This is a genomic window from Stenotrophomonas sp. Br8 (genome assembly GCF_014763005.1).
Taxonomy (GTDB): Bacteria; Pseudomonadota; Gammaproteobacteria; order Xanthomonadales; family Xanthomonadaceae; genus Stenotrophomonas; species Stenotrophomonas lactitubi.
Genome location: NZ_JACGTN010000019.1, coordinates 35,346 through 61,094 on the forward strand (window position 1 = coordinate 35,346; position 25,749 = coordinate 61,094).

Genomic DNA, 25,749 nt, shown 5'->3' on the forward strand with positions numbered 1-25,749 from the left:
CGGGTCGTGCTGCATCAACGCTGTCCACTTCACTCCAAGGAGCGACAAGATGATGTCCAGATCGATAGGTAAAGCGACAGGTGGTCTGTTGTTGGGATTGTCGGTAGCGGCGGCCGCGAGTGCGGCGCCGTTGTTCGAGCCGGTCACCGTGCTCAGCCGTGCATCGGCCACCAGCGAGCCGGCACTGGGGCGATTGCTGGCCACCCCGTCCACCGCCGCCGTACAGGAAGTGCGTGTCGATGCTGCCGCCACCGCGCAGCCGCAGCTGGAATTCGAGCTGCTCGGGCAGAAGGTGCAGGCTGTGCGCAGCAAGGTCGAGGCGCTGCCGGATGGTGGCAGCGTCTGGTATGGCCAGCTGCGCGCGCCGTCCGATCGCCTGCAGGCGGCCACGTCCAATGGCCAGGACGATCCGGGCAACTCGCTGATCCTGGTGCGCTCGGGCAACACCCTCACCGGCTCGATCCGCAAGGACGGCAAGCTGTATCGCCTGCGTCCGCTGGGCAATCGCCACGTGCTGGTCGAGGTGGATGAGTCGCGGATGCCGGCCGACCATCCGGCCGACTACAACCAGTTGCCGAAGATCGCCATGCCGGCCAATGATCGCCTTGGCACCGCGCAGGCCTCGTCGGGAAGCCCGGCGACCATCCGCGTGCTGGTGGTGGCGACCAACGCTGCAGTGACCGCCTACGGCGGCAACATGCAGTCGCTGGTGCAGCTGGCCGTTGCCGAGTCCAACCAGGGGTATACCAACAGCAACGTGGGCCTGACCCTGCAGCTGGCCGGTTATGAAACCACCAGCTACACCGAGTCCGGCAATTTCACCACCGACCTGTCGCGCTTCCGTGGCACCAGCGACGGCTACATGGACAGCATCCACACCAGCCGCAACAACACGGCCGCCGACGTCGGCGTTCTGCTGATCAACAACACCAGTTACTGCGGGCTGGCCTCGGGCATCGGCTCCACGGCGTCGACGGCGTTTGCCGCGGTGTACTGGGATTGCGCCACCGGCTACTACTCGTTCGCCCATGAAATCGGCCATCTGCAGAGCGCACGGCACGATATCGCCAGTGATCCGAGCACGTCACCGTATGCCTATGGCCATGGCTATCGTTATGAGCCGGCCAGCGGGTCGCGCTGGCGCACGATCATGGCCTACGACTGCTCGGCCGGCTGTCCGCGGCTGAACTACTGGTCCAATCCGAACATCAGCTACAACGGCGTGCCGATGGGCATCGCCAGCAGTGCCGACAACCAGCGCGTGCTGGTCAATACCAAGGCCACCATCGCGGCCTTCCGCTGAGGCCAAGCGCCGACCAGGGGCGGCGTCTACCAGAGCGCGTGCACCTGCTCTGGTAGATGCCAACCTTGGTTGGCACCCTGCGACCCATCAGACGCGCGCGAGCGTATCCAGGGTCCAGCCGTTGGCATCCACGCGCAGCACCGAGCCCTGTTCGTACCAGTCGCCCAGCACGATGCGGGTGCAGCTGCGTCCGCCGGCCTGCAGGGTGTGGATCGCCGGGCGATGGGTATGGCCATGGATCATCGTGTCCACGCCATGGCGCGCGTAAGTGGCTTCCACTTCGGCCGGGGCCACGTCGGTGACGGTTTCGAACTGCGCACGGTCGCCCTGCTTCATTTCCGACTGGCGCGCCTGGCTCGCATCGCGCGCTTTCTGCGCGAAGGCGATGCGCGCTTCCAGCGGCTGCGACAGGAACTGCGCCTGGAAGACAGGATCGCGGGTCTGGGCGCGGAACTGCTGGTAGGGGATGTCATCGGTGCATAGCAGATCGCCGTGCTGCAGCAGCACCGGGCGGCCGTACAGCTCGATCATGCACGGGTCCGGCAGGATGCGCAGGCCGGCGCGGCGGGCATAGTCTTCGCCGAGCAGGAAGTCACGGTTGCCGCGGATGAAGAACACCGGCACGCCGCTGTCGGACAGTACCTTCAGTGCATCGGCCACCGCATCGGCTGCGGCCGATGGGGTGTCATCGCCGATCCAGGCTTCGAACAGATCGCCGAGGATGTACAGCGCGTCGGCGCCGGGCGCCTCCTCGCGCAGGAAGCGCAGGAACAGGTCGGTGATGGCCGGACGGCTGGGGTCCAGATGCAGATCGGAGATGAACAGCGTGGTCATGCGGATATTCTAGGGCATCGCTTCGCCGGTAGCGCAGGGCCCTGCGCAGTCGCCGGGCATCACACCGGCAACGGCAGCCAGGCCAGGCTGGCCGAGGCCAGCAGTGCAGCGATGCCGGTGGCCGCCAGAACGTCGCTCGGGTAGTGCAGGCCCAGTACTACGCGCGACAGGCCCACGCCGAAGGTGAACGGCACCAGCAGCGGTGCCAGCCAGGGGTAGTAGGCCAGCGCGACGATGGTGAACGACACCGCGTGCAGGGTATGCCCGGACGGGAAGCTGAACTCATCCAGCGGCGCCACCCAGGCACGGATACGCAGGTCGGCCGCGTACGGTCGTGGTCGCCTGGTCCAACGTTTCAGCCCCTTGTACAGCAGCAGTGCGGCCAGCCCGGTGGCGGCCATGTGCACCGATGCACGCAGGCCATCGAAGCCATCAATGAGCACCAGCGCGCCCATCAACACGTACCAGAACACGCCATCGCCGAGCCGGCTGATGATCGAGAAGACGCGGCGCACGCGGCGACGTCGGCAGTAGTGGTTGGCGCGCCGACACAACCGTGCTTCGCGGCCGGCCAGCAGCTCAAGCGGCGTGGTGCGCATGTCCGCTCCTCCGCGCATTGGCCAGTTCCGCCAGCAGGTTTTCGAACTCCGCCACTACCTGCTGTGGGTGCAGCCGCTTCATCGCCCGTGCCGCGTTGCCGCCCAACTCGCGGCGCAGGGCGTCATCGGCAGCCAGTTGAACTGCTGCCTGCACGAACTGCTCGTCGTCATCCACTGCCGCACCATTCTCGCCGTTGCGCAGGTACTCGCGGGCCGCGCCGTAGTCGAAAGCGACAGTAGCCAGGCCGCTTGCCATGCTTTCCAGGGTCACGTTGCCGAATGTCTCGCTGCGGCTGGGGAACAGGAACAGGTCGCCACTGGCGAAATGGCGGGCGAGGGCATCGCCACGCTGGATGCCGCAGAAGATGAAATCGGGATTCTCATGGGCCAGTTTTTCGCGCGCCGGGCCATCGCCGACCCAGATGAAGCGTGCTTTCGGACGCACCTGCTGCAGCTTGCGGAAGGCTTTCACCGCCAGGCCGAGATTCTTTTCGGCGGCGATGCGGCCGACGTAGATCGCTGCCAGCCCCGTACCATCGATGCCCCATTCTTCGCGCAGCGCCGGGTCGCGGCGTGCGGGGTCGAACTGCTGGTTGTCGACCGCGCGCGCGAGCAGGCGCACACGCTCGAAACCCTGTTCGGTGAGAAATTCCTGCAGTTCGCGGGTGGGCACCAGGGTCGCATCGGCCTGGTTGTGGAAGCGGCGCATCCAGCGCATTGCCGCCGACTGCAGCCACGCCACGCCGTAGTCGGGCAGGTATTCGTCGAAGCGGGTGTGGAACCCGGTAGCCACCGGAATGCCCAGGCGGCGCGCGGTGCGCAGTGCCGACCAGCCCAATGGGCCCTCGGTCGCCACGTAGATCGCGTCCGGGCGCTGCTGCCGCCAGTGCCGGCCCAGCCGGATCGGTGCGGGCAGGCCGAAGCGCAGGCCGGGATAGCGCGGCAAGGCCGCGCCCGGAACCAGCAGGGTGCCCGGTACCGCCTCCAGCGCTTCACTGGCCTGTCGCGGGCGGATCAGGTCGACCTCGTGGCCGGCGGCGCGCAATCCCTGCTCCAGGCCCTGCACGGTCAGTGCGACGCCGTTGATCTCCGGCGGGTAGGTTTCGGTGACGATGGCATAGCGCATGGCGGGCCTCCGGTTTTACGCATGCTCGGGCTTGGCGATGTAGCGGACATGACCGCTTTGCGACAGCGCGATGACGGCCGGGCAAGGCGATGCCTGCGTAATTCAGGGGGACAAAAAAACCACGGCCCCGAAGGGCCGTGGTCGTGGTGTTGCGCCAGCGTGTGGATCAGAAGCGCTGCTGGTACTTCATGTACATGAAACGACCGATGTCGTAGCCACCGTAGTAGGAGAACGACGAATTCGGCTTGCTGTACATCACCGGGCCTTCCTTGCCGAACACGTTGTTGGCGCCAACCGACACGGTGGCATCCCACGGCAGGTTGTAACGGAACTGCACGTCGTGGAAGGTGACCGCGCCACGCTGGTTGTAATCGCGGGTGCCCTTGATCCACGGTGCCATGAAGCCCGGATCGGAGCACTCATCCGCGTAGCGGGTGGCGTTGAGGCAACGCTCCTTCACGCCGGAGTAGTAACGCGCGGTCCAGCTGACGCCGAAGTCACCGATATCCCAACCCAGCACCAGGTTCGAACGCACCCGGAATGCCAGGCTGGTGCTGGTGCCGATGGTGTTGGCCACGCCGTTGATCGGGGTAGGCACCACGCCGGCATCGTTGGTCGAACGGTACACGTTCTTGCTGACGTAGGTGCTGGTCCAGCCAGCGCTCAGCTTGCCGTAGCTGGTATCCACGCGGTAGCTGACGTCCAGGTCGTAGCCTTCGGTCTCTGCGAAGCCTGCGTTACGGTTGCCGAACTTCAGGCCGGTGACGATGCCGGTGGCGGCATCACGGGTGAAGCGGCTGCAACGCGCTTCGATACCCTGCTCGTAGCAGTCGGTGAGGATCTGGTTCGGGCTGTCATCGACAATGGTGTTGTCGATGCGGATCTTCCACCAGTCCAGCGCAACGTTGAGGTTGCTTACGAAGGTCGGGCTCCACACCAGGCCCAGCGTCTTGCTGGTCGAGGTTTCCGGGGTCAGCTGCGGGTTGGAACCGGATACGAACGGCGTCGGCGTTGCGTCCTGCGCGGTGGTCACCGGCGTATTGCCCTGGCGCAGCTGACGGAAGCTGCCCGCATCGGCGATATCGCGTGCGCAACGTCCGCGGACTTCAGCACTGTTCTTGGAAGCGCCGAACACGGTGTCGCAGGGATCGCTGAACTGCGCGAAGGTTTCCGAACCGCCACCGTACAGGTCACTGATGGTCGGTGCACGGAAACCTTCGGCCCAGGTGCCGCGGACCAGCAGCTGGTCGATCGGCTTCCACTTGAAGCCGAACTTGCTGTTGAGGGTGTTGCCGAAGGTGTTGTACTCGGAGAAACGCGTTGCGGCGCTGAAGCTCAGTTCCTTGGCACCCGGCAGGTCGGCCAGGATCGGCACGTTGAGCTCCAGGTACGCTTCCTTCACCGTGTAGCTGCCACCGGTCGGGCCAGCGGCCAGGTTGGTGGTGGCACCGGTCTGGGCCAGCGCGTCAGGCGTGTACTTGCCATCTTCCTTGCGGCTTTCGACGCCGAAGGCAAAGCCCAGGTCGCCGGCCGGCAGGGTCATGATGCTGCCCGACAGATTGGCGAACGCATTCTTGGTGGTGGTGCGGCCGGTGGTTTTTTCGGACGGGAACAGCCAGGACAGCAGTTCTTCGTTGCCGGTCAGGCCGTTCGGGTCATTCTTGCCAAACGGCACCAGCGGGTTCCACGGCTTGCAGCCATCGATGACCGCGCCCTGGCGGCCGCACATCACCTTGCCGGTGGCCGCGTCGAGGAACGAAGGGCCCACGGCATCGCGCACGCGCTTCTTGTGCAGGTTGCCGGTGGCGGTGGCGGTCAGCTCGTTGCGGTTGTACTGGTAGCCCACGTCCCAGTCGAAGTAGCGCTGGCCGATCTCGAAGGCACCATCCAGCGACACCACCGCACGATAGGTCTTCAGTTCGCTGGTGCTCACGCGCGGCACTTCCCAGGTGCGGCGGTTCCAGGACACTGCGGTCGGGTTGGCGTAACCGTGCTGGCTGCCGAACGGGTTGAAGTAGCTGTCCCTGGACATCTGGCCCGTGGCGTTCGGGTCATTGGGAATGGACACCGAGCTGGACTGGGTCGGGTAGCCGGCGATCTGGCGCTCGGAAGAACGCTTGTTGTAGCCGAACTCCGTGCGCAGGTTGATGTCATCGGTCAGCTTGAAGCGGCCATCGAAGTACACCGAATCACGCTTGATCGGGTACATGACGTGCATCTGGTCGTTGGCATTGCTGACGTCACCGGTGAACGGCGTCGCATCGGTCAGGTGGTAATTGGCCGGGTTGGTCGGGTCGGCACCACGGTTGAGCGAGTAGCCGCAGCCCAGGCGGGTATCGGTACAGCCCGGGCGGCCCTTCAGGCCGGTGATCTGGCCGTACTGGCTCAGCGTGGTCCAGTTGGAGGGGTCATTGGGGTTGTGGTCGCTGGTACCGTACTTGCTGAACCAGCGGTCACGTGCCCACACGCTCTTTTCTTCGGAGTGTTCCAGCGCCAGCGTCAGCGACACGCGGTCGTTGCTCCAGCCGCCCACCACGTCGAAGCGGTCGCGCGCGCCGTCACCTTCGCTGTACTGGCCGTGGTAGACGTTGGCGGTCACGCCGTTGACGTTGGAACGGGTGATGATGTTGACCACGCCGGCCATCGCATCGGAACCGTAGATGGCCGAAGCGCCATCCTTCAGCACTTCGATACGCTCCACCGCCGACACCGGCAGCGAGGACACGTCCTGCAGGCCCGAGGTGCTGATGCCCAGGCGCTTGCCGTTGACCAGCACCAGGGTGCGCTGCGCGCCCAGGTTGCGCATGTCGATGTAGGTGCCGCCGGTGTTTTCGCCCGAGCTCAGCGCGTTTGCGCGGCTGATCGCCGGGCTGCCCATCGCCGTCACGTTCTGCAGGATGTCGGCAACGGAGCTGAAGCCCTGGCGTTCGATATCGGTACGGCTCAGGGCCAGCACCGGCTGCGCCGTTTCAACGTCCACCTGGCGGATGCGCGAACCGGTGATCTCGATGCGGTCCAGGTTGGTCGGCGATGCGGTGCTGCTGCTCTGGGCGAACGCCGGCAGCGCAGCCAGCGTCGCAGTGGTTGCCAGGGCGTAGCGGATGGCCTGCCCCAGTGCGGTGGTGCGTGAAGTCATGACGAGCTCTCTCTCTCGGGTCGTGCAAAGGACGCCAAAACGGGCGTCGAAGGAATCGGCAGGTCCAAGACCGAGCCGATGACCCGATAGTAGTCTCGTTGGTTAATGCTCTGTAAAGAGCGCATGTCGGTTTGTGTCGTTACGCATCACCTGTTTTCACCAAACGTGAACAAAAGCAGGGGTTTACGTGAAGGCTCGGCACGCGCAAGCGCCGCCAGCTGCTGCGTTGCAGCAGGAATTGGCGGTCGATTGCGCGAACTGTAACGAAATGTAATCGGGCGCCGACGGGTGATGCGTGGGCGCCCTCGGCGTCCTGCTCAGACCACGAACGGACGGAACTGGATGCCCAGCCCGGCGATGCCTTCGGTCTCGCCGATCAGGTCGGCGCGCAGCAGCGGCCGCGCATCGATGAAGGCCTGCGGCACGATCAGCGACAGGCGGCTGTCGTCGGCGGTCAGCTCCAGCACCGGCAGCGGTGCGTCTTCATGCGCGCGGTTGAGCAGTACCGCCAGGCGCAGCAGGGCAACCAGGCGTCGTGCCGTCAGCAGCAGGCGTTCGGGGATGGCATCGAAGGCGGTCTTGCTGATGCCGCGGCGGTGATTGCGCACCAGCGTCGCCAGCATCTGCTGTTCCTGCCGCGAGAAGCCGGCGATGTCCGAGTTCTCCAGCACGTAGCTGCCATGCACGTGGTAACCGCTGTGGGCGATCATCAAGCCCAGTTCATGCAGGCGCGCGGCCCAGCCGAGCATGCGTGCATCATCGGCATCCAGCTTCCAGCGTTCCTGCACCTGCTCCAGCAACGACAGTGCGGTGTCCTGTACGCGGCCGGCCTGCACCGTGTCGATGCCATAGCGATGGGTGAGGGCGGCCACCGATTCATCGCGCGGGTCGTTGTCACCGGCACGGCCGAGGATGTCATAGAGGATGCCCTCGCGCATCGCGGCCTTGCTGACCAGCAGCTTCTGCAGGCCCAGTGCCTGGAAGGCGGCCTCCAGCACCAGGATGCCGCCGGCGATGATCGGGCGGCGATCGCTGGACAGGCCGGGCAGCACGATGTCGTCGATCTTCTTGGCCTTCAGCAGCTCATCGCGGAGCTGCGGCAACGCCTCGGCGGTGATCGCACCCTTGCTCAGCTTCATCGTCGCGCAGATTTCGCTGATGGCCTTGTGGGTGCCGGACGAGCCAAGGGCTTCCTGCCAGCCCAGCGCGCGGTATTTGCTGGCGAAGGGCTGGAACTCCCGGCCGATCTCGGCCAGGGCATCCTTCCAGCGCTTCTTGCTGAGTTTGCCGCCCGGGAAAAAGCGACGGGTGCTGGCGATGCAGCCGGCCTGCAGGCTCTCGCGTTCCAGGGTCTGCATGCCCTTGCCGATGATGAACTCGGTCGAGCCGCCGCCGATGTCGATGACCAGGCGGTGCTGGTCGGGCTTGGGCGGTTGCGCATGGGCCACGCCCAGGTAGATCAGTCGCGCCTCTTCGCGGCCACTGACCACTTCGATGGCATGCCCGAGCGCGGTTTCGGCCGGCATCAGGAAGGCCTGCGGCGAACGCAGCTGGCGCACGGTATTGGTGGCCAGTGCACGCACGCGATGTGGCGGGACGTTGCGGATGCGCTGGCCGAACCGTGCCAGGCACTCCAGCGCGCGCTGCCGCGCTGCTGCGGAGAGTCCGCCCTTGCCGTCCAGGCCGTCGGCCATGCGCACGGTCTCGCGCAGGCGGTCGATCACCCGCAGCTGGCCAAGCGTGTAACGCGCGATGACCATGTGGAAACTATTGGAGCCAAGGTCGATGGCGGCCAGCAGGTCGCCATCCTGCAATGCGGGCGGAGTCGTGGTGGTATGCGGCATGGGCGAATGTTAGCCGAAGGGGCGGTGAACTCGTCACCGCGCGGCCTTCACATTTTGTGGTGGGGGGGCGGCGGCAGGGCTGCGCCCTGCACCCGCAGAGTCAACGTCAACGTCAAAAGCGGGGTATCCGTGGGAAGGCGGGGTGGGTCCGGTTGCGGGGGACGCCGTGAACCCATCCTTGGGGGCTTGGCCGCGGCATCCATGCCGCGGACACCCCCGCAACCGGACCCACCTCGCCTTCGACAGTTTTCCGCGATCTGTCGGAATGGCATTGCCTGCTCTTGGTAGGTGTCGACCTTGGTCGACACGGTAGATCCACGCCACGCGTGGATGCATCCAAACGTGCCGACCAAGGTTGGCATCTACCGGATCAAAGACCCTGCATGTGTCGACCTTCGACAGATCGCCGCGGCTGTTGGTAGGTGTCGACCTTGGGCGACACGGTAGATCCACGCCATGCGTGGATGCATCCAAACGTGCCGACCAAGGTCGGCACCTACCGGTCAGAGTCCCTGCATCAACGCCATCTGTGCCGAATGCGGGGCTTCGTCGTGGGCCGGGGCGCGCTTGTGGTAGATGCCCTCGGCATCCAGCTCCCAGGCGTTGAGGTTGTCGTCCAGATAGTTCTGCAGCACTTCGCGATAGACCCGCTTGGCCAGTGCCGGGTCGAGGATCGGGAAGCAGGTCTCCACCCGGCGCAGCAGGTTGCGTTCCAGCCAGTCGGCGCTGGCGCAGTACAGCTCCGGTGCGCCGTCGTTGCCGAACCAGTAGACCCGGCTGTGTTCCAGGAAGCGGCCGACGATCGAGCGCACGCGGATGTTGTCCGACACGCCGGGTACGCCCGGGCGCAGGGTGCAGGCGCCGCGGATGATCAGGTCGATCTGCACCCCCGCCTGCGAGGCGGCGTACAGCGCACGGATCACCTGCGCTTCGTTGAGTGCGTTCATCTTGGCGATGATCCGCGCTGGTCGCCCGGCGGCAGCGACGCGTGTCTCGCGCTCGATCCTCGCCAGGATCCCGGTATGCAGGGTGAAGGGAGACTGCAGCAGGCGCTTGAGCTTCATCTTCGAGGCCAGCCCGGACAACTGCTGGAACAGCAGGTGCACGTCGTTGCCGATGTCGGCATCGGCGGTGATCAGGCTCAGGTCGGTGTACGCGCGTGCGGTACCACTGTGGTAATTGCCCGTGCCCAGGTGCACGTAGCGGCGCAGCTTGCGGCCTTCGCGGCGCACGATCAGCAGCATCTTGGCGTGGGTCTTGTAGCCGACCACGCCGTACACCACCTGCACGCCGGCTTCCTGCAGCCGATCGGCCAGGCCCAGGTTGGCTTCTTCATCGAACCGCGCGCGCAGCTCGACCACCACGGTCACGTCCTTGCCGGCACGTGCGGCCTGGATCAACGCATCGACGATCAACGAGTCCTTGCCGGTGCGGTACAGGGTCTGCTTGATCGCCAGCACGTTTGGATCGAGCGCGGCCTGGCGGATCAGGTCGAGCACTGCAGCGAACGCGTCGAAAGGGTGGTGCAGCAGCAGGTCCTTGCGTGCGGTGGTCTCGAAGATGCCGTCGCTGTCGCGCAGGGTGCGCGGGGTCATCGGCGGATACTTGAGGTCCGGCTGCGCGATCAGGTCGTACAGCTGGATGATGCGGTTGAGGTTGACCGGTCCATCGATGCGGTACACCGCGTTCTCGGTCAGGCCGAAGTTCTGCAGCAGGGTGCGGACGATGTCGCGCGGCATGTCGTGGGCGATTTCCAGGCGCACCGCAGGACGATAGCCACGGTCCACCAGCTCGTCGCGCAGCGCCAGCGCCAGGTTTTCCACTTCCTCCTCGTCCACCACCAGCTCGGAGTTGCGGGTGACACGGAACTGATAGGCGCCCAGCACTTCCAGGCCCGGGAACAACTCGTCCACGAAGGTGGACAGCACCGAGGACAGGAACACGAAGTTCTGCGGGCCGCCGAGTTTTTCCGGCAGCTGGATGATCCGCGGCAGCGAACGCGGTGCGCGCACGATGGCCAGGTGGCCGGTGCGGCCGAACGCGTCGGTGCCCTTCAGCACCACCACGATGTTCAGCGATTTGTTGAGGATCTTCGGGAACGGATGCACCGGATCCAGGCCGAGCGGCGACAGCACCGGCATGATCTCGTTGCGGAAGTAGGCACGCAGCCAGCGCTTCTGGCGGTGGGTCCAGGAATTGCGGCCGAGCACACCGATGCCGGCCTCCATCAGCGCCGGACGCAGCGTCTGGTTCCAGCAGCGGTACTGCTGGTCCACCAGCTCGGCGGCGCGCTCGTGGATGGCATTGAGAATGGCCTGCGGGCTCATGCCGTCCGGTGCCGGCGGCAGGCCGAACTCCTGCGCATGACGGACCGCAGCGGCACGGATCTCGAAGAATTCGTCCAGGTTGGTGCAGGAGATGCACATGAAGCGCAGGCGCTCCAGCAGCGGCACCTGTGGGTCCATCGCCTGCGCCAGCACGCGGAAGTTGAAATCCAGCTGCGACAGTTCGCGGTTGATGTACAGCGCCGGGTCGCGCAACGGATCGCTGTCCGTGCTCACGGGGAGGGGGAGGGATCCGAGGCTGCTCATGGCGTCATTCTTCGAAGGAGGTCAGGGGGGCGGACTCACGCGGTCGCACGTGGTCGGCATCGAAATGGCAGGCGAACACCGAGCCCTTGCCGACCTCGCTGTCGATTTCCAGGCGTGCGTGGTGCAGACCGAGGATGTGCTTGACGATCGACAAGCCCAGGCCGGTGCCGCCGCTTTCGCGTGAGCGGCTGCTGGAGACACGGTAGAAACGTTCGGTCAGGCGCGGCAGGTGGGTGGCAGGAATGCCGTAGCCGGTGTCACGCACCGCCAGCACCACGCCGTCGCCCTCGCGGCGGAACTCCACCGCGATGCGGCCACCGGCCGGGGTGTAGCGCACCGCGTTGGTGACCAGGTTGGAGAAGGCGCTGTGCAGTTCCTTGGTCGAACCCTGCAGGTCCACGCCGGCCAGGTCGTCGATGCTGATCTGGTGGCGGCCCTGGCTGTGCGCCTCGGCTTCGCGGCGCAGCGTGGCCAGCATGGGCTGCATGGCCACCGTCTCGGCTTCGCTGTGTTCCTGCGATTCCAGCCGCGACAGGGTCAACAGGTCCTCCACCAGCTGGGCCATGCGCTGGCTCTGCTTGCGCATCTCTTCCAGCATCGGTCCGGTTCCCGGGAAATCCTCCGGGTCCATCATGTCCAGGTAGCCGTGGACCACGGTGAGCGGGGTGCGCAGTTCGTGTGAAACGTTGGCCACGAAGTCGCGGCGTACCTGTTCCAGGCGCAGCAGCTTGCTGACGTCGCGGGCGATCAGCAGCCAGTAGTCGGACGAATAGGGAATCAGGCGCAGGTTCAGGCGGATCGCAGGATCGACCGGCGAGGGCACGTCCAGGATCGGTTCGGCATTGCGGCCACCGGCCAGCCAGTGGGCAAGCGGCATCGGCTGCAGGCGTTCGACCAGGGCTTCACCCAGATCGCCAGGATGGTGCAGGCCGAGCAGCGCCGTGGCCGCTTCGTTGAACCACTGTACGCGCTGGCTGTTGCGGTCCAGCACCACCACGGCGTCGGGCAGCGCGGCCGCTGCAGCGCGATAGCTGCGCAGCATGTCCAGCAGGCGTCGCTTGCGCACGCGCATCTCCACCTGGTTGCGGTACAGCAGGCGGTCCAGCTCGTTCCAGACGCCGCTGCCTTCGGCGGCGGTGTCCCAGCGCTGGCGCGCGGTCAGCCGGCGCAGCACGCGGCGCAGCCGCCAGTAATGCCAGACCAGCGTCGCCAGTGCCGCCAGCGCGATGCACAGCCACAGGTGGCCAGTGAACCATCCGACCACACCGGCCAACAGCAACACGATGGCCACGGTGGCCAGTGTCTTCAACCAGGCAGAGCGGATGTGGCGGGGCATTGCGGTCTCGTCGTGGGTTGCGGCGGTTCACGCAGGTGAACCGAGGGTTATAGCAGAGTTGCCGACGCCGGCACCGTGGGGTGCACGGCGCCGGCACGACGAGGCTCAGGTTGCGGTGGAGAAGCGGTAACCGGCACCGCGCACGGTCTGCACCATGTTCTCGGCGTTGAACGGTTCCAGCGTCTTGCGCAGTCGTCGGATGTGCACGTCGATGGTGCGTTCTTCCACATACACGCTGCCGCCCCACACGTGGTCCAGCAGCTGCGCACGGGTGTACACGCGCTCAGGATGGGTCATGAAGAAGTGCAGCAGGCGGTATTCGGTCGGGCCGATCGGCACCGGCTGGTCGTTGGCGAACACGCGATGGGCGGCGCCGTCGATGCGGATCGAGCCCACGGCCACGCTGCCGTCCTCGTCATCGTCGCGGGCGCGGCGCATGACCGCGCGGATCCGGGCCAGCAGTTCGCGCGCCGAGAACGGCTTGACCACGTAGTCGTCCACACCGGCTTCGAGGCCGCCGACACGGTCGTTCTCTTCGCCGCGCGCGGTCAGCATGATGATCGGCACTTCGCGGGTCAGGGTTTCCTTGCGCCAGCGCCGTGCCAGGTCCAGGCCGCTGGTGCCGGGCAGCATCCAGTCCAGCAGGATCAGGTCGGGGACGCGGTCGGCGATGGCGGTCTGGGCCTCGCGGGCGTCACCGGCGTGGACAGGTTCGTAATCGCCCTTGCGAAGGGCGAAGGCGACCATTTCGCGGATCGCGGGCTCGTCATCGACGATCAGGATGCGTTTCTGCACGAGGGCACCGTAGGGCTCAGTTACTGGAGTGGTGCCAGTAGACTACGGTTTGATGACATGTTTGTGACTACCTGGCCGGCATCTGGCATTCCTGCCATCTGCCGGTCATGCCGTACTCAGCGGCGGTCCAGGTCCGGGTCCTGTACACCCTGCCGGCGCAGCTCGAGCACGGTGGGCGTGATCGACTCGATCCGCGCATCCACCCGGGCCCGACCGACGTAATCCAGGGCGGGGTTGCGCTTGAGTGCCTGCAGCTGCATCAGGGCCTGTTCCGGGCGCCCGCCCAGGAACGCCGCCTCGGCATAGGCCTCGCTGGCGCGGACACTGTCACCGGCCAGTTCACTGGCGCGGGCGTAGCGCTGCTGGAAGACCGGATCGTTACCGCTTTGCGACAGCAGCGGACGCAGCATCGCCTGCGCGCGCTGTCCCGCGGCCTGGCCGCCCTGCTCGTTCAGGATTTCGGCATAGGTCAAGGCCACCGGCCGGCTGTTGGGGTGCTCATGCAGCAGCTGCTCGAAGCGTGCATTGGCCTGGGTGGATTGGCCGGTGCGCGATTCCGCCTCGGCCAGGGCCAGGGCGACCCACAGGCTGTCCGGGTGGGTCTTCAGCAGGTCGGTCAACGTCTGTCGGGCCTCGCTGGCACCGCTGCGGCCACCGCGCATCGTGGCCAGTGCCTGGCCGTAACGCTGGGCATCGTCCAGGCCATCCTTCTGCCGCCGCGCAAGATCGGCGTACTCGCGTTGCAGTTCGGCCGGGCTGTCGGCGCTGAGTACGCGCAGGCGTTCACGGGCCCAGTTGAAATCGCCACTGGCGCCGCGGCTGAGCTGCCCGATCGGAACCCGCAGCACGCTGCTGGGCAGCAGCGGGTTGATGCCACGCAGCAGTGGATCGCCCAGGGTCGGGTCGGCCGGATCCACCCGTTCCCTGCGCTCGCCGCTGGGCGTGCGCGTGGTCAGCAGCACCGTGTCCTTCTTCATCTGTTCGGCGCGGGCCTTGGCCTCGCTGATGCGGGTGGTGTTGACCGGGTGGGTGCGCAGGAAGTCAGGAACGCTGTAACCGCCGTCGTTGCCGCGCATCGCCGAGGACATGCGCTCGAAGAAGCCGGCCATCGCATCCACGTCGTAGCCGCTGCGCGACAGCGTGCGAATGCCCAGCCGGTCGGCCTCGGATTCATTGGAGCGGGTGTAGTCGATCTGCCGTTGCTGCATCAGGCCCATGCCCGAGCTGATCGCAGCCATGGTGGCGTTGCCCGAGGAGGAGCTGTTGCTGGCCTGGGCGGCAACCACCGCCGCCAGCATGCCCAGCAGGATCGGAATCTGGTCGCGCTGGGCACGCTCCACCCCGCGCAGCACGTGCTGCTGGGTGACGTGGGCGATTTCGTGCGACAGCACCGCCGCCACCTCATCCTCGCGTTCGGCCGTCAGCACCAGGCCGGCATTGACGCCGATGTAACCGCCGAGGGTGGCGAAGGCATTGATCTGGCGGTCCTTCATCACGAAGAACGTGTAGGGCTGGCGCGGCTGGTCGCTGTTGGAACCGAGGCGGGTGCCCATGGTCTGCAGCCAGTCGTTGACCAGCGGATCGTCCAGCAGGTAGCCGTAGTTGCGCAGCTCGCGCAGCATCATCGCGCCGTACTCGGCCTGGCGGGCCGGGGTCAGCAGTTCGCCCGCCGAGGAACCGATGTCCGGCAGCTTCTCCTGGGCCTGCGCCAGCGGGGCAGCCAGGGCCAGGGTGAGGGCAGCGGTGAGCAGCAGGGGTCGCAAGCGGTCGATCCTCGGGCAGAGTCTGTCCAGCGTGGCAGGGCAAGGGGCAACCATTCGTTAATCAATCCACAGTGTTGCGGGCGTGGCGTGGAAATTCCAGCGCACCGGTACCATATATGGACCGTCGATCCATCGTGGAGTTTCCCGTGACAGCCCAGTCCGCCGGCGCTACCCCCGCCATCACCATCTATTCCACCGCCGTCTGCCCTTACTGCGTGGCCGCCAAGAACTTCCTCAAGAGCAAGGGCCAGCAATGGACCGAGGTCCGCATCGACCTGGATCCGGTCGAGCGCGAGAAGATGATGGCCAAGACCCGCCGTACCAGCGTCCCGCAGATCTTCGTGGGCGACGTCCACGTTGGCGGCTACGACGACATGATGGCCCTGCATCGTGAAGGCAAGCTCGAGCCGCTGCTGGCCGGGCAGGGCCAGGCATGAGCGCGGCCGACGACGGCAGCAAGGACCGGATCGCCGAGTTCACCGATTTCCGCAAGCGCATGAATGAACGCATTCTGGGCGAGCCGAACCAGGTGGTGCGCCGCTTCTTCGCGCTGGACACGCAGACCTACCAGGCCGGTGCGCTGGACGTGAAGACCAAGGAGCTGCTGGGCCTGGTGGCCTCGATGGTGCTGCGCTGCGACGACTGCATCAGCTACCACGTGGCCCAGTGCAAGGACGCCGGGGTGACCCGTGAAGAGTTCTTCGAGACCTTCTCGGTCGGCCTCGTGGTCGGCGGCTCGATCGTGATCCCGCACCTGCGCCGGGCCGTGGACTTCCTCGACCAGCTGGAAGGCGGCGCCGCCGCCCCGGAAGCGCACGAGCACTGAGGTAGCGCCGGGCCATGCCCGGCGGGCACCTGTACGAAAGGCCGCCGGGCACGGCCCGGCGCTACCGATGACGTACATCGGGGCCTTCCCCGCGATCCAACAGCCCAGGAGCCCCCTTGTTGTTCAAGGGGGCGCGCCAAAGGCGTGGGGATAAGGTGGGATGCGCGGGCAATTCTGCCTGAGCCGGGACTGGGACCATGGTCTATTTGGGACCTCGGCCCCGGCTCAGGCATAATTGCGGGTGAAACTTCCTTTGCGCCGGCGTTTCCGGGCACGTCCGGACGGCGTTTTTCCCCCTGTTCGGAACATCGATCAATGACGCAGAAAATTACGGTCATCCGCGGCGACGGCATTGGCCCGGAAATCATGGACGCCACCCTGTTCGTGCTCGACCAGCTCAAGACTGGCCTGGAGTACGAAGACGCCGACGCCGGCCTGGTGGCCCTGGAGAAGCACGGCGATCTGATGCCGGCGGTGACCCTGGAATCGATCGCGCGCAACAAGGTCGCGCTGAAGAGCCCGCTGACCACGCCGGTCGGTGGTGGCTTCACCTCGATCAACGTCAGCCTGCGCCGTCACTTCGACCTGTACGCCAACGTGCGTCCGGCCCACACCTTCCCGAACACCAAGTCGCGTTTCGACAACGTCGACCTGATCACCGTTCGTGAGAACACCGAAGGTGCGTACCTGGCCGAAGGCCAGGAAGTGTCGGCCGACGGCGAGACCGCTTTCTCCGGCACCCGCATCACCCGCAAGGGCTCCGAGCGCATCGTGCGTTACGCCTTCGAGCTGGCCCGCAGCACCGGCCGCAAGAAGGTCACCGCCGTGCACAAGGCCAACATCATCAAGTCGACCTCGGGCCTGTTCCTGGCCGTGGCACGCGAAGTGGCGGCCAAGTACCCGGACATCGAGTTCCAGGAAATGATCGTCGACAACTGCTGCATGCAGCTGGTGATGCGTCCGGAACAGTTCGACATCATCGTCACCACCAACCTGTTCGGCGACATCATTTCCGACCTGTGTGCCGGTCTGGTCGGCGGCCTGGGCCTGGCCCCGGGTGCCAACATCGGTGAGAACGCGGCGATCTTCGAAGCCGTGCACGGCACCGCGCCGGACATCGCCGGCCAGGGCAAGGCCAATCCGTGCGCCCTGCTGCTGGCAGCGGCACAGATGCTGGACCATGTCGGCCAGCCGGAAAATGCCGAGCGCCTGCGCAAGGCCATCGTGGCCACGCTGGAAGCCAAGGATTCGCTGACCGGCGACCTCGGCGGCACCGGCAACACGATGGGCTTCGCCAAGGCGATCGCCAGCCGCCTGTAAGCAGCGGCTCGACCTCGGTCGGATCCACAGCGGGGCGCCTTCGGGCGCCCCGTTGCGTTTCACCACCTCCACAAAAACTGATCTGTGCACGTTTCGCACAGATCGTGTGCTCGGATGCGGCTGGTTCGTGCGTTCAACGCTCCTCATCCTGTGCCGACTTTCCCTCGCACAGGAGCTTGACCATGAACCTCGCTGCTTTCGGCCTGGCCAGCCTGATCGGCATGGCCGCCACCACTCCGGCGGCCGCCGCCGGGTCGTCCCATCCCACCATCCGACATATGGCCGGCGCCCCGGCTGCCACCTCGCTCGACGCAGCGAAGACGGCCGTGCTGGTGATCGACTTCCAGAACGAGTATTTCGATGCCAGCGCCGCAGCCGGTTTCGCCGGTGGTCGCATGGTCATTCCCGATGGCGTGGCAGCCCTGCGGCAGACGCGCCGCGTGGTCGACTTCGCTGATGCCAACGGCATCCGCGTGATCCATGTGCAGCACGTGCTGCCGGCTGGCGCGCCGCTGTTCGCCGAGGGCAGCGTCAACGCGGCGTTCCATCGTGACATGCAGCCGCGCAAGGGCGAGACCGTGGTGCAGAAGGACAACGTCAGCGTGTTCGCCGGTGCCTCGGCAGCGGTGCTGGACAAGGCGCTGAAGGACGCCGGTATCGACACCCTGATCGTCACCGGCCTGCAGACCCATGCCTGCGTTGCCGGTGCTGCACGTGATGCCGCTGCGGCGCCGCGCGGCTATCGGGTGATCGTGGCCTCCGATGCCTCTGCCAGCCGTGATCTGGATCTGGCCAATGGCGGGAGCATCGGCCATCGCGCATTGCATGAAGCGTCGCTGGCGCAGATCGAGGATGCCTTTGGCGATGTCATGAGCACCTCGGCGATCCTGGCCCTGCCGGTGCGCAAGGCCGGCGGCGACGCTTGATAAGCTGGCGGGGTCCGCAGCCAGCGGGCCCCGCCGACTGGAGTCACCTCCCGATGGATCATTTCGCCGCCCTGCGAGCTTTGCGCGCGATCGTCGATGCAGGCAGTTTCACTGCCGCCGCCGAGCGGCTGGATACTACTCATTCGGCGATGTCGCGGCAGTTGCGTCAACTTGAAGAGCACCTGCAGGTGCGGCTGCTGGATCGCAACAGCCGGCGGTTGTCGCTGACCGAGGCCGGGCGCGACTACTACCGCGAGGCGGTGGCGCTGCTTGACCGGCTGGAGGCTGCCGATGACCGCGCGCGGGCCGGCCAGGCCCAGCCCAGCGGGCGCGTGCGGGTCAGCGTGCCGCAGGTGGTCGCCAGCCAGGAATTGCCGCATTGGCTGCCTGGCTTCCTGGCGCGCTATCCGCAGGTGGCGCTGGAACTGTCGGCCGACGATCAGCTGGTCGATGTGGTCGGCGGTGGCTTCGATCTCGCCCTGCGCATCGCGCCGTCCTTGCCTGACAGCCAACTGGTCGCCCGTGAACTCGCGCGCTGCCCACGCATCCTGGTTGCGGCGCCAGCCTATCTGGCCCGGCATGGGCTGCCTCGACAGGTGGCCGATCTGCAGAACCACACGTTGTTGGCATTCAACCCGGTTGCTGCGATCACGCCGTGGCAGCTGCACGGGCCGCGCGGTGCCATGGTCAGCGTGGAAGCCGGTCAACGACTGCGCGTGGACGCTACGCCGGCACTGTATGCGGCCGTGCTGGCCGGCATGGGCATCAGTCTGTTCACCGCGCTCACCGTGCAGGAAGACCTGCGCGCTGGCCGGTTGATCCGCGTGCTGCCCAGCTGGCACGGTGGCACGCGCTGCTATTTCGCGCTGTATCCCCATGCGCGTGCGCTGGCGCCGAAGGTGCGCGCGCTGGTCGATCACCTGGCCGCGCATTACGCTGCAGCGTCGGGTGCGGCAGGGTAGTCGCACGGCAGCGGTGAGGAGTGGGGATGGAGTCGGTGTATCTGCTGGTCGCGCTGGGTGCGATCGTCGCGGGGTTCGTACAGGGCCTGTCGGGTTTCGCGTTCGGCATGGTCGCGATGTCGTTCTGGGCGTGGGGGCTGGATCCCCGGCTTGCGGCGACGCTGTCGGTGTTCGGCGCGCTGGTCGGCCAGTTGCTGGCGGTGTTCACCGTGCGCCGTGGCTTCAATCTGCGCCTGCTGCTGCCGTTTGTGCTCGGCGGATTGGCGGGCATTCCGCTGGGCGTGCTGGTGCTGCCACAGCTGGACATGGTCTGGTTCAAGGCGCTGCTGGGAGGATTCCTCGCGCTGTGGTGCCCGGTAATGCTGATGGCGCGTTCCCTGCCGCCGGTCACCGTGGGCGGCCGGGTTGGCGACGCATTGGCCGGCATGGCTGGCGGCGTGCTCAGTGGCATCGGCGGCTTCGCCGGGCCGGTGCCGACGCTGTGGAGCACGCTGCGTGGCTTCGGCAAGGACGAGCAGCGCGCGGTCATCCAGAACTTCAACCTGGCGATGCTGGCGGTGACCATGGCCACCTATGTCGGTACCGGCATGGTCACCCGGCAGATGCTGCCGTACTTCGCCATCGTCGCGCCGGCGATGCTGGTGCCAACGCTGCTGGGGGCGAGGCTGTATGTCGGTATCAGTGAAGCGCGTTTCCGGCAGATCGTGCTGGGGCTGTTGACGGCCTCCGGCGTTGCCATGCTGGCCTCGTCGTTGCCGTTGCTGCTGTCCCGTGGGGCGGCGGGATGAGGCCTCAGGCGGGCCGCAGCATGCGGAAGCGTTGCTCGGCAGTGATCCGGAAATAGTCGGCCGGTCCGCCGCCGCGCAGGATGGTGTCGCTTGCTGCAGTGTCGTAGATGCCGTCGACGAGCAACCGCGTATCGATATGCACGGCGACCACTTCTCCCAGTACCAGCCAGCCATTGGTGTCGTTACCGGCCGCATCACGCAGGCGCACGATCTGCGTGCAGCGGCACTCCATGCTTACCGGGCTCTGCGCCACGCGCGGCGGTGCAACCTGCTCCGATGGCAGTGGTGTCAGCCCCGCCAATGCGAACTCGTCCACTTCGGGCGCGACTGCGCGGCAGCTTTCGTTCATTGCCTGGGCCAGATCGAATGTGGCGAGGTTCCAGACAAACTCGCCGGTGGCTTCGATGTTGCGCAGCGAATCCTTGCGCCCCTGGCTGCTGAAACCAATGATCGGCGGCGTGTAGTTGAAGGCGTTGAAGAAGCTGTAGGGCGCCAGGTTCACATTGCTGTCGGCATCACGACTGGAGATCCAGCCGATGGGGCGCGGGCCGATGATGGCGTTGAACGGATCGTGCGGCAGGCGATGGCCGTCGGCCGGGCGATAGCTGTGGAAGCGGGGAGGGAGGGTGTCTGCCATGGGTGTGTTTCCGGGGGAGTCGAGCGTGCTCGACGCTACAAAAAAGGCCGCGATCCCGACGGATCGCGGCCTTGTCGTTTACGGCATGACCAGGATCAGCGTTGCTGGATCTTCGACAGCAGGCGCAGGAACTCCACATACAGCCAGACCAGGGTCACCATCAGGCCGAATGCGCCATACCATTCCATGTACTTCGGTGCGCGCTGGGCTGCGCCGGTTTCGATGAAATCGAAGTCCAGCACAAGGTTCAGCGCAGCAACCACCACCACGAACAGGCTGAAGGCGATGCCCCAGCCGCTTGAGGAATGGATCAGCGGCACCTGGATGTTGAAGAACGACAACACGAACGAAGCCAGGTACAGCAGGGCGATGCCGCCTGTGGCAGCGACCACGCCGAGCTTGAAGTTCTCGGTGGCCTTGATCACGCCGCTGCGGTAGGCAATCAGCAATGCGAACAGGGTGCCGAAGGTCAGCAGCACAGCCTGGAAAACGATACCCGGGAAGCGCAGTTCGAACAGCGCGGAAATCGCACCCAGGAACAGGCCTTCGATCAGCGCATACATCGGCGCGGTGACTGGCGACCACTCCTTCTTGAAGATGGTGATCAGGGCCAGGACCAGGCCGCCGATCGCGCCGCCCATGGCGTACAGCTTGGCGCCGGCCATCACCTGGCCATAGTCGTCCACGCTCTGGTTCCAGGCGAAGGCGGCGGTCAGCACGGTCAACAGCAGCAGGAGGCCGGTCTTGTTGACGGTGCCGTTGATGGTCATGGCCTGGTCGGGGCTGGTCACCACCGAGCCACTGGCCAGATCGAGGAAGGTCGACTCGGAAAGAGCCGGGTTGCCGCTGCGCATGCGAGGTCTCCGTGCGAAAAGGGGGGCGATTCGGCCATCCGGCCGATGGCTGCGAGCATAGCCGATGGCTGCGTAAGCTGTGGTCATGGCGGGGCGGGGCAGGGATTGCGCGTTGACAGTTCGCACGGCGCTTGGCCACAATGGTCAGCTCCCCGGGTCCACGCCCGAGGGGATTGCAACACCGGGGTATAGCGCAGTCTGGTAGCGCGCCTGCTTTGGGAGCAGGATGTCGGGGGTTCGAATCCCTCTACCCCGACCAATCCACATCACGTCGGATTGGACGCCGTTCCGGTTCGGGCGCCCGTAGCTCAACTGGATAGAGCACCGGCCTTCTAAGCCGGCGGTTACAGGTTCGATTCCTGTCGGGCGCGCCATTGGTGCGGCACCGGAACGTAGCTGGCGGATGTGAAGAAGTGCTTGCAAAACCCTGGCGACTCCACCAGAATGTCGGACTCGCTTCGGCGGACCGGAACTTCGGTGACAGTCCTCGGGCAACGTATCAAGCGTCAACGTCGGCAGCATCGACGGTGAAGCGAAAGTTTCAGTGGTGGCTGTAGCTCAGTTGGTTAGAGTACCGGATTGTGATTCCGGTGGTCGGGGGTTCGAATCCCCTCAGCCACCCCACTGATTCAACCGCGTCGGCAGCGCCGAAACGGTATTGCAATAAACAGAGTGCACGCTACAATGTGCGTCTGAGTTTCAAGGGCTGTTAGCTCAGTTGGTAGAGCAGTTGACTCTTAATCAATAGGTCCAAGGTTCGAATCCTTGACAGCCCACCAAGACAGAAGCCATCGGGTCCGCCCGGTGGCTTTTTTCTTCAGATGTAACCCTTCGCGATGGATCGCCGGTTGCAGTGCTTGTTTCAACCAGGTTGAAGAAAGTACTTGCAACGCCCTCGCGGATCGGGTCATAATTCGCCCCCCGATTTCGGGCTGTTAGCTCAGTTGGTAGAGCAGTTGACTCTTAATCAATAGGTCCAAGGTTCGAATCCTTGACAGCCCACCAGACGAAAGCCACTTGGTCCGCCAAGTGGCTTTTTTCTTGCCTTCGACAGCATTGGTAGGTCCGCGCCCTGCGTGGATGAAGGCTGTACGAAGCGCGCAATCCACGCATGGCGTGGATCTACTGAAGCACGGCTGAAATCAGCGTCAAATGCGTCATCGGCATGTTCAATGCTGTGAGCTGCTTCTCACCGATTGCCATCGGCATCGCTCCCAATAGGTGTTCCGCGCCGAAGGCGCATGCATGAGGAATGCTTTGATGGCCATTAACAGGACTATGGGTCTGATGCTGTCCGGCCTGGCGGTGATCGTGCTGTCAGGTTGCAGGGCGGACGACGCCGCCACTGCCGGGGCAGCGCCGGATCACGCGCAGACGGTGGAGCGCGCTGCGGATGTCGAGCATGTGCCCGCGCAACCGGTCGACACGGCGATGGCAATGCGTCCGGCCCAGGCGACGGGGGAGGGGGTGCCTGCGGATGCTGTTGAAATGAAGCGCTCTGAAGACGGCGCGACGCTTGAGGCCCGCCAGCGCGATGCTGCGGTGAGTAGCGATGGTGCGGCGTCGGGGCAGGTGCAGCCCGCGCATTGATCCGCTGGCCCGGCTCGGCACCCGCCGCCCGGGCCGCTTTCTCCATCAAATGGCGTATTCAGTTTTGTGGAAGCCTTCCGCTTTCCGCCCCCGCCTGCAACAATGAACGCCTGAGCCGGCCACGCGAAAGTGGCGGAATTGGTAGACGCCCTGGATTTAGGTTCCAGTGCCGCAAGGCGTGGGGGTTCGAGTCCCCCCTTTCGCACCAGGCCGGCCCGTCCCCCGCCCAGTCGGGCATTCCGCGTCAACCCCTGCGCCCCGCCATGCTGGCGGCGCCGCCCGAATTGGGCGAAACTAAAGGGCTGCGGCAAGCAGGCGCGTCATCGACGTCGTGTCCTTACAACCGTTTCATCCATCATCGAGCCGGGGGCCAGGGCGCCACCGGTGGCAGGAGTCAACATGCAAGCTTCGATCGAAACCATCGGCAACCTGGAACGCCGCCTGAGCTTCTCGCTGCCGGAAGACCGTCTGCAGAGCCACATCAACGGCCGCCTGGGCGAAATCGCCCGCACCACCCGCATCAAGGGTTTCCGTCCGGGCAAAGTGCCGGCCAAGGTGATCGAGCAGCGCTTCGGCGCGCAGGTCCGTGGCGAGGCGCTGGACGGCCTGCTGCGCGAAACCTTCGACGCCGCCGTGCGCGAGCACGACCTGCGCATCGTTGGCAGCCCGCGCATCGACAAGGGTGACGAGGGCGAGTTCTCCTTCGTGGCCACCGTCGAAGTGGTGCCGGACTTCGGTGACATCGACGTCAGCAAGCTGACCGTCGTGCGCCACACCGCCGAGATCACCGATGCCGACATCGACCAGATGATCGAAAACCTGCAGACCCAGCGTCGCAGCTGGTCGCCGGTCACCCGTGCCGCGCAGGACGGCGACCTGGTCGCACTGGAAACCTGGTCGCAGGCCGGTGACGAGCGCCTGCCGGCGGAAGGCACCGAGAAGGGCAGCATCGTGCTCGGTCAGGGCATGATGTTCGAGACCATCGAGCAGGGCCTGGTCGGCATGACCAAGGACGAAGAGAAGACCCTGGACGTCGAGTTCCCGGCTGACTGGCGCGTGCCGGCGCTGGCGGGCAAGACCGTGCAGGTCACCGTCAAGGTCACCGACATCTCCGAGCCGGTCGTGCCGGCGGTCGATGAAGCCTTCATCAAGAGCTTCGGCGTGAAGGGCGGCGACGTCGAGCAGTTCCGCAGCGACATCCGTGCGAACCTCGAGCGCGAGCTGAAGGGCGCGCTGATGAACCGCCTGCGTCGTGAAGTCGGCGAGCAGCTGATCGCGGCCTACGCATCGGTGGAAATGCCGCCGCGCCTGGTCGAGAACGAAGCCCGCGCCATGCTGGCCCAGCAGGTCGAGCAGATCCGCCGCAGCGGCCGCAACCCGGGCGAGATCCCGGCCGACGCCCACGAAGGCTTCAAGGACGCTGCTGCCAAGCGCGTGCTGGTCGGCCTGGTGGTCGGCGAAGTGGCCCGCAGCAATGACCTGCGCCTGGAGCCGAAGCGTCTGAATGAAACGATGCGTCTGATCGCCTCGACCTACGAAGAGCCGGAGCAGGTCATTGAGATGTACCGCAACGACCCCCAGCTGATGTCTGGCCTGCAGAACCGCGTGATGGAAGAGCAGGTGATCGACTGGATCGCCGAGCGCGCCCAGCACACTGAAGAAAAGCTGTCGTTCCAGGACGCGATCCGCCAGTAATCCCTGGCGGATTGCCGGATACCCCGCGCCAGCCCTGGCGCGGGGTTGTTTCCCCCCAAGATAGGTACCTCACGAAATGGACAACCGAACCAAAGCCCTGAACATGGTTCCCATGGTGGTCGAGCAGACCAGCCGCGGCGAGCGTGCCTACGACATCTATTCGCGCCTGTTGAAGGAGCGCCTGATCTTCCTGGTTGGCCCGATCGACGATCACATGGCCAACGTGGTGGTGGCGCAGCTGCTGTTCCTGGAAGCGGAAAACCCGGAAAAGGACATCAGCATCTACATCAACTCGCCGGGTGGCGTGGTCACCGCCGGTATGGCGATCTACGACACCATGCAGTACATCAAGCCGGACGTGAGCACCATCTGCGTCGGCCAGGCCGCCTCGATGGGCGCGCTGCTGCTGGCTTCCGGTGCGGCGGGCAAGCGCTATGCGCTGCCGAACTCGCGGGTGATGATCCACCAGCCGCTGGGCGGCTTCCAGGGCCAGGCCACCGACATCGACATCCACGCTCGCGAGATCCTGACCCTGCGTGCGCGCCTGAACGAAGTGCTGGCCAAGCACACCGGGCAGTCGCTGGAGACCATCGCGCGTGATACCGAGCGCGACAACTTCAAGAGCGCGGTCGATGCGGTCGCCTACGGCCTGGTCGACCAGGTCCTGGAGCGTCGTCCGGAAGAGTCGATCCAGGCCGGCTGACCGGCACTCACGGGGCCATGGCAGGCCCCGTTCCTGCAGGGTCGGGTGGACTGATGTCCCTCCGGCCCTGTGTTATTCTCGAATCGAACCCCCGTTCAGCGGGTGGCGTAACTGGGTAAGC

Annotated in this window: 21 protein-coding genes and 6 tRNA genes; 16 read left to right on the forward strand and 11 right to left on the reverse strand. The window is 65.7% G+C overall.

The window, feature by feature from the left end:
* Nucleotides 1–49: 49 nt before the first annotated feature.
* Entirely contained in the window at nucleotides 50–1,303 is a 1,254-nt protein-coding gene (locus H3005_RS16760) for a zinc-dependent metalloprotease (protein ID WP_099819161.1), read from the forward strand.
* An 87-nt stretch (nucleotides 1,304–1,390) separates the two neighbouring features.
* On the opposite strand, the gene lpxH is transcribed toward H3005_RS16760, so the two are convergent.
* From lpxH to H3005_RS21145, 9 genes are all read right to left on the reverse strand, one after another.
* Nucleotides 1,391–2,137, reverse strand: coding sequence for a UDP-2,3-diacylglucosamine diphosphatase (gene lpxH / locus H3005_RS16765; protein ID WP_191078621.1), 747 nt, complete (start codon nucleotides 2,135–2,137; stop codon nucleotides 1,391–1,393).
* A 59-nt stretch (nucleotides 2,138–2,196) separates the two neighbouring features.
* Entirely contained in the window at nucleotides 2,197–2,736 is a 540-nt protein-coding gene (locus tag H3005_RS16770; RefSeq protein WP_025878111.1) for a phosphatase PAP2 family protein, read from the reverse strand.
* The gene (locus tag H3005_RS16775; RefSeq protein ID WP_100551667.1) at nucleotides 2,717–3,862 is read right to left on the reverse strand and encodes a glycosyltransferase family 1 protein; all 1,146 of its coding nucleotides are present in this window, start codon (nucleotides 3,860–3,862) and stop codon (nucleotides 2,717–2,719) included. Before H3005_RS16775 ends, H3005_RS16770 begins: the two co-directional genes overlap by 20 nt.
* Nucleotides 3,863–4,028: 166 nt before the next feature.
* Nucleotides 4,029–6,998 carry a TonB-dependent receptor gene (locus tag H3005_RS16780; protein WP_191078622.1) on the reverse strand — a complete coding sequence of 990 codons (2,970 nt, stop codon included), beginning with the start codon at nucleotides 6,996–6,998 and terminating at the stop codon, nucleotides 4,029–4,031.
* 317 nt (nucleotides 6,999–7,315) lie between these two features.
* Complete coding sequence (ppx, locus tag H3005_RS16785) at nucleotides 7,316–8,842, reverse strand: exopolyphosphatase (RefSeq protein ID WP_100551669.1); 1,527 nt, start codon at nucleotides 8,840–8,842, stop codon at nucleotides 7,316–7,318.
* Between the two features lie 503 nt (nucleotides 8,843–9,345).
* A complete protein-coding gene (ppk1, locus tag H3005_RS16790) occupies nucleotides 9,346–11,433 on the reverse strand; it encodes a polyphosphate kinase 1 (RefSeq protein WP_089239073.1) in 2,088 nt (695 codons plus the stop codon).
* A 4-nt stretch (nucleotides 11,434–11,437) separates the two neighbouring features.
* Nucleotides 11,438–12,769: a phosphate regulon sensor histidine kinase PhoR gene (gene phoR, locus H3005_RS16795; RefSeq protein ID WP_191078623.1), complete on the reverse strand. Its 1,332-nt coding sequence runs from the start codon at nucleotides 12,767–12,769 to the stop codon at nucleotides 11,438–11,440.
* Nucleotides 12,770–12,874: 105 nt separating this feature from the next.
* Complete coding sequence (gene phoB, locus H3005_RS16800) at nucleotides 12,875–13,564, reverse strand: phosphate regulon transcriptional regulator PhoB (RefSeq protein WP_089239076.1); 690 nt, start codon at nucleotides 13,562–13,564, stop codon at nucleotides 12,875–12,877.
* Between the two features lie 116 nt (nucleotides 13,565–13,680).
* Entirely contained in the window at nucleotides 13,681–15,381 is a 1,701-nt protein-coding gene (locus H3005_RS21145; protein ID WP_191078624.1) for a M48 family metalloprotease, read from the reverse strand.
* Nucleotides 15,382–15,473: 92 nt separating this feature from the next.
* Between H3005_RS21145 and grxC the strand changes: the two genes are divergently transcribed.
* The 6 genes from grxC to H3005_RS16835 all read left to right on the forward strand — a co-directional run bounded on the left by grxC (nucleotide 15,474) and on the right by H3005_RS16835 (nucleotide 20,149).
* Entirely contained in the window at nucleotides 15,474–15,764 is a 291-nt protein-coding gene (gene grxC / locus H3005_RS16810; RefSeq protein WP_025878124.1) for a glutaredoxin 3, read from the forward strand.
* A complete protein-coding gene (locus H3005_RS16815; RefSeq protein WP_046986956.1) occupies nucleotides 15,761–16,153 on the forward strand; it encodes a carboxymuconolactone decarboxylase family protein in 393 nt (130 codons plus the stop codon). Before grxC ends, H3005_RS16815 begins: the two co-directional genes overlap by 4 nt.
* Before the next feature lie 315 nt (nucleotides 16,154–16,468).
* Nucleotides 16,469–17,473, forward strand: coding sequence for an isocitrate dehydrogenase (locus H3005_RS16820; RefSeq protein WP_089239080.1), 1,005 nt, complete (start codon nucleotides 16,469–16,471; stop codon nucleotides 17,471–17,473).
* Nucleotides 17,474–17,655: 182 nt separating this feature from the next.
* Entirely contained in the window at nucleotides 17,656–18,399 is a 744-nt protein-coding gene (locus H3005_RS16825) for a cysteine hydrolase (protein WP_191078625.1), read from the forward strand.
* Nucleotides 18,400–18,452: 53 nt separating this feature from the next.
* Nucleotides 18,453–19,361 (forward strand): LysR family transcriptional regulator, encoded by a 909-nt coding sequence (locus H3005_RS16830; protein WP_191078626.1) that lies wholly within the window; start codon nucleotides 18,453–18,455, stop codon nucleotides 19,359–19,361.
* A 26-nt stretch (nucleotides 19,362–19,387) separates the two neighbouring features.
* The gene (locus tag H3005_RS16835; RefSeq protein WP_100551673.1) at nucleotides 19,388–20,149 is read left to right on the forward strand and encodes a sulfite exporter TauE/SafE family protein; all 762 of its coding nucleotides are present in this window, start codon (nucleotides 19,388–19,390) and stop codon (nucleotides 20,147–20,149) included.
* Nucleotides 20,150–20,153: 4 nt separating this feature from the next.
* Here H3005_RS16835 and H3005_RS16840 read toward each other — a convergent pair whose 3' ends face one another.
* On the reverse strand, nucleotides 20,154–20,786 hold the full coding sequence (locus H3005_RS16840) for a flavin reductase family protein (protein WP_100551674.1): 633 nt from the start codon (nucleotides 20,784–20,786) through the stop codon (nucleotides 20,154–20,156).
* A 95-nt stretch (nucleotides 20,787–20,881) separates the two neighbouring features.
* Nucleotides 20,882–21,640: a Bax inhibitor-1/YccA family protein gene (locus tag H3005_RS16845; protein WP_100551675.1), complete on the reverse strand. Its 759-nt coding sequence runs from the start codon at nucleotides 21,638–21,640 to the stop codon at nucleotides 20,882–20,884.
* A 182-nt stretch (nucleotides 21,641–21,822) separates the two neighbouring features.
* On the opposite strand from H3005_RS16845, the gene H3005_RS16850 reads away from it, so the two are divergent.
* The 9 genes from H3005_RS16850 (at nucleotide 21,823) to clpP (ending at nucleotide 25,628) form a co-directional block, all read left to right on the forward strand.
* Nucleotides 21,823–21,899, forward strand: a tRNA-Pro gene (locus H3005_RS16850).
* 38 nt (nucleotides 21,900–21,937) lie between these two features.
* A tRNA-Arg gene (locus H3005_RS16855) sits at nucleotides 21,938–22,014 on the forward strand.
* A 173-nt stretch (nucleotides 22,015–22,187) separates the two neighbouring features.
* Nucleotides 22,188–22,264 (forward strand) — tRNA-His (locus H3005_RS16860).
* 79 nt (nucleotides 22,265–22,343) lie between these two features.
* Nucleotides 22,344–22,419: transfer RNA gene (locus H3005_RS16865), tRNA-Lys, on the forward strand.
* Nucleotides 22,420–22,569: 150 nt separating this feature from the next.
* Nucleotides 22,570–22,645 (forward strand) — tRNA-Lys (locus tag H3005_RS16870).
* 255 nt (nucleotides 22,646–22,900) lie between these two features.
* Nucleotides 22,901–23,230: a hypothetical protein gene (locus H3005_RS16875; protein ID WP_191078627.1), complete on the forward strand. Its 330-nt coding sequence runs from the start codon at nucleotides 22,901–22,903 to the stop codon at nucleotides 23,228–23,230.
* 123 nt (nucleotides 23,231–23,353) lie between these two features.
* Nucleotides 23,354–23,438: transfer RNA gene (locus H3005_RS16880), tRNA-Leu, on the forward strand.
* 191 nt (nucleotides 23,439–23,629) lie between these two features.
* Nucleotides 23,630–24,925 (forward strand): trigger factor, encoded by a 1,296-nt coding sequence (gene tig / locus H3005_RS16885; RefSeq protein ID WP_100551677.1) that lies wholly within the window; start codon nucleotides 23,630–23,632, stop codon nucleotides 24,923–24,925.
* 76 nt (nucleotides 24,926–25,001) lie between these two features.
* Complete coding sequence (clpP, locus tag H3005_RS16890; protein ID WP_025878142.1) at nucleotides 25,002–25,628, forward strand: ATP-dependent Clp endopeptidase proteolytic subunit ClpP; 627 nt, start codon at nucleotides 25,002–25,004, stop codon at nucleotides 25,626–25,628.
* The last annotated feature ends 121 nt before the right edge of the window (nucleotides 25,629–25,749 follow it).